This is a genomic window from Synechococcus sp. MU1655, assembly GCF_023630655.1.
Taxonomy (GTDB): Bacteria; Cyanobacteriota; Cyanobacteriia; order PCC-6307; family Cyanobiaceae; genus Synechococcus_C.
Genome location: NZ_JAKUHK010000201.1, coordinates 1 through 3,889, shown reverse-complemented (window position 1 = coordinate 3,889; position 3,889 = coordinate 1). Strand labels below are relative to the sequence as shown.

General features: G+C 58.8%; 3 protein-coding genes and 1 pseudogene. 2 read left to right on the top strand and 2 right to left on the bottom strand.

Translation table 11 applies throughout. The features are described from left to right. Positions 1-1,156, bottom strand: a 1,156-nt coding sequence (locus NCN04_RS09200; RefSeq protein WP_250395889.1) for a helicase, incomplete at its 3' end; no start/stop codon positions are given. An 84-nt stretch (positions 1,157-1,240) separates the two neighbouring features. On the opposite strand from NCN04_RS09200, the gene NCN04_RS09195 reads away from it, so the two are divergent. Further along, positions 1,241-2,119, top strand: a complete 879-nt coding sequence (locus NCN04_RS09195; RefSeq protein WP_250395890.1) for a prephenate/arogenate dehydrogenase — start codon at positions 1,241-1,243, stop codon at positions 2,117-2,119. A 9-nt stretch (positions 2,120-2,128) separates the two neighbouring features. Here the strand turns inward: NCN04_RS09195 and crtD are convergent, their stop codons facing one another. Beyond that, positions 2,129-3,658, bottom strand: a complete 1,530-nt coding sequence (gene crtD / locus NCN04_RS09190) for a C-3',4' desaturase CrtD (protein WP_250395888.1) — start codon at positions 3,656-3,658, stop codon at positions 2,129-2,131. Positions 3,659-3,694: 36 nt separating this feature from the next. Here crtD and NCN04_RS09185 point away from each other — a divergent pair. Continuing rightward, a pseudogene (locus NCN04_RS09185) lies at positions 3,695-3,889 on the top strand (fructosamine kinase family protein); the annotation flags it as partial.

The following is a 3,889-nucleotide window of genomic DNA, read 5'->3' as shown; positions in this document are numbered from 1 at the left end:
GCTCCATCCACCACGCCCAACTACAGCAGATCACTCCGTTGACTTCTGGCGCTGTGTCTTGATGAATCACCCTGCTACCAAATTCTCCGGCGAGTTCGGTGGTGAGTTTTTGCCTTAGCCCTCGATCGTCCAGCAACACAAGGGTCAGTCCACGCCGGCCAAGAATCAGGCGTCGACATTGATCAAGCAGATGCTCCGCATAGATCGCTGTATTCGGCAAGGGTTGTCGCCTGGGTGCAAACAGGCGCAGCGGCTCCGTACGGATTCGATCGTGGAGCTGGATGTCAACCTTGGCCCTTGACTGCGTCGACCGTTCACCGGTGCGCCTGTTCCGCTCTAGGGGTACGCCATCCGTTTGGAGAAGAATCCAGGGGTGTTGCTCCAGCAGACAATGAAGCTGTTGGAGTGGTTCCAAGGGTTGAAGAGTCCAGGTCCATTGCAGCAGGTTTTGGTCGAGGTGCGCCCAGCTGGCCCATTGCGAACTCTGAAGGGTTAGCAATTCAGCCCAGGGCTCTGGTGCCGGACCAAGCAGACCGATTAAGTCGCGCAGGCTCACCAACGCGCTGCTTGGAATTGGGAGGTCGCAAGTGGATCGGCTTGAGGCGGCGAACAATTGGCGGCTGAGGCGTTCGTGGAGATCGAGGAGAGCAGGACCTGCTGTTGGGTAGGCCTGACGCAACCGATCCCAATCCTGGGTTTCGATGCTGAGTTCCATCGCTTGACGCAGATGGTGCGCCAACGATTCCGCTTCGGGAATAATCAACTGATGCGAATGTTTGAAGCCGCGGCGGCGGTGAACGTTGACCAGTTCTGCGGGAGAGAGCAACCACAGTTGCGAGCCGGGAGGAGCAGTGCTGCCGCTCCAACAGGCAAGCCTTAACCCCCCTTGGCGAAGGCGAGGCAGTTCGACTTGAAGGAAGCGTTGCCGTTGGCGTTCATCAAGCACCAGCACGCAGTCTTGGGATTGCAGGCAAAGAGGAACAAGCAAGCCCAGCCACCAGCGATCCCGCTCTCCTGCAGATAATCGGATTCGGGTGCGGTCTTGTCTGCGCAAGCTGCGACCGATCAGGCGGCTGAGCGTTAGATGGTGCTCCCATGGCATCTCCTCGAGATGGAGAAGCTGCTTGAGTTGCTGATGGGCTTGGACTTCCAACATCAGAGGAGCCTAAGCAGGTCTCTGAACTGGTTTGGTTCAGGCGGATCGATCGATCAACATGGGCGAATGAGCGAAATCGATCCGATGGATCAGGGGCAAGGGCCGCAGCCGTGGTCGATCGATCGTGTTGGCGTGGTGGGCATGGGGTTGATCGGCGGTTCGATCGCTCTTGACCTCACCCAGCAAGGGGTTGAGGTGCATGGCCTGGTTCACCGTGAAGTCACCGCCCAAAGAGCCCGTAGTAGAGGGCTTGCTTCATTGATCAGTACGGATCCCAGCTGTCTTCAAGATTGTGATCTGGTCATCCTTGCCCTCCCATTGGAGTCATTGCTGACGCCAGCAGAGAGCCTGCTGAAGGCCCTTCCTGAGCAGGCGGTGGTCACTGACGTGGGCTCTGTTAAGGCAGAGGTTCTGGCGGTTTGGCGCGATCTTCATCCGCGTTTTGTGGGGAGTCATCCCATGGCGGGAACGGCTCAGGCAGGGGTTGATGCCGGCCTGACGGGACTTTTTCGTGATCGTCCCTGGGTGTCGACACCTGAGTCGACGACGGATTCTTCAGCGCTTGAAGTGATTCATCAACTGGCCGTGCGTCTCGGGAGCCATTGGCTGACAGCTGATGCGGCCCGTCATGATCAGGCTGTGGCGCTGATCTCCCATCTGCCCGTCATCGTCAGTGCTGCCCTGTTGCGAGCGGTAGGGGAAGAGCGTGATCCTGCCGTGCTCGATCTCGCGAGGACTTTGGCATCGAGTGGCTTTGCCGACACCAGCCGTGTGGGGGGCGGCAACCCGGCTCTCGGGACTGCAATGGCGTCACGCAACACGCAAGCTGTGCTCCGCTCATTAGCAGCGTATCGCTGGAGTTTGGAGCAGCTCGAGGAAGCGATTCTTGAGGGGCATTGGGCTCAGCTTGAGCAAGAGCTGGAAAAAACGCAGTTGCTACGACCCCAGTTCCTGTCGGAATAGCTGGGTGCTTCAACTGTGCAGCTGAAGGGTTTGGCCGCGTTGCGCTAGCAACTGTCTGCAGGCCATCAGGGCAGACAGAGTGACGCCAGCTGTTCCCTCACCTGGATGAATGGAATCTCCACAGAGCCAGAGCCCAGGCATCGGCGTGCGGCTCGCCAGCCCAAAGGGGCCGAAACGACTGGGAGATTGCCCCAAACCGCCGACAATGCCATTGGGCCGTCCGGTCCAGCGGAGAAAGCCCCGTGGTGTTGCTAACTCCTGATGTCGCCAGGTGTGGTCAGACAAGCTCAAGGCGGCTTCTACTTCCTTGCGAATTTTGGCTTGACAGGCTTTCTTTTTGCTTTGGTATTCAGGTTCTGAGCCTGAGAACCAACCCTTAGGGGTTGTAAACACACTGGCAATCACTGTGGCTTGCCCTTTCGGCGCCCTGCCATCTCCCTCACGGCTGATCGAGATAAACACTGAGCCAGGATCGCTTGCATCCCGTTGGCAATGGCCTGGACAATCGTCCGGTAGAGAGTCCCTGTCGATGGCGCCATAGAACACCAGGGCCCCACTGGGAGCCTCGAGCTCCCTGAGATGTTGGCGATAGGGCGCCGGCATGGGGTTCTGGTCAGCGCTGCCTTCAGGAGCCATGAGTTCAGGGAGGCACTGAGGAGGGAGCGAGCAGATGACATCGTCAGCTCGAAAGATCTGCTCCTTTCGGCCTGGTCCTTCAACGCGCAGTTGCCAGCCCGAACCATCGGAGTTGTGTTGCAGCTGCTGCACGCGGTGACGAAGAAGCAGGCTTCCTCCATCGCGCTTCAACCCAGACGCCAGCAGTTCACTCAGCACCTGCATCGATCCATGAAGATGCCAGAGGCCCAGCGGGGCTTGGGTCATTTGCAACACCGTCGCTCCATAAAGCGCTGCGGTTTGATCGGCGGGTTGTTGGGAGTAGAGCCTGAGCTGTAGATCGAGAAAGCGACGCAGGCGTTGATCACTGCCGCAGCCAGTCAGGGTTAAAAGGTCTGTGACTGTGCAGAGACTTAGAGGGGCGCTGAGCAGATTTCCTGGATTGATCGCAGCAAGCGTTTGCTGGAAATCCCAGCCATTGCGAATCGGTAAAACAGGGTCGGAAGCCGCAAATCGCCAATTGCTTCGGTGCAGAAAACTGCAGAGCTGCCAGAACCTTTCGCTGCCTGGAAATTGCTGTTGTCGTTCCTGCTGCCAGCGCAGGGGGGCGTGCCAAAGGCGCACTGGGGTGGTTCCATCGGCCAGGTCGACCACGCAGCCTGGATCAAGCAGCTCGGCCTCAGGTAAGGGCAGATCCAGATGTTGAAAGATGCGGGCGTGGCTGCCACCAGGCTCGAGGCCTGCCACTTGGGTGGCTCCGACATCAAAGGTGTAATCACCGCGACGGAAGGTCCCTGCACAACCACCCGGCTGAGAATGCGCCTCTAAAAGAGTGACTGAAACACCGTCGCGTGCCAGCAGGGCCGCTGCAGTGAGTCCAGCGATGCCCCCGCCGACCACGATTACGTCGTCGCGTTTTTGCATCGAGTCATGCTGACAGCTGAGTGAGGAGGATCGTGAATGCGAACGCAACTGCTTGAGGCGTTGCAGAACGATTGGGGTCCGCTGCAGGGCTGCCAGTGCAAGACCCTCGAGCCTGTTGGTAGTGCCTCGACTTGGCGTGCTGACTTGTCAGATGGGAGATCGTTATTTCTCAAGCTGGCGTCGCCAGCCATGCTCAATGCGGAAGCCCGGGGGCTCCGCTCCTTACAGCAA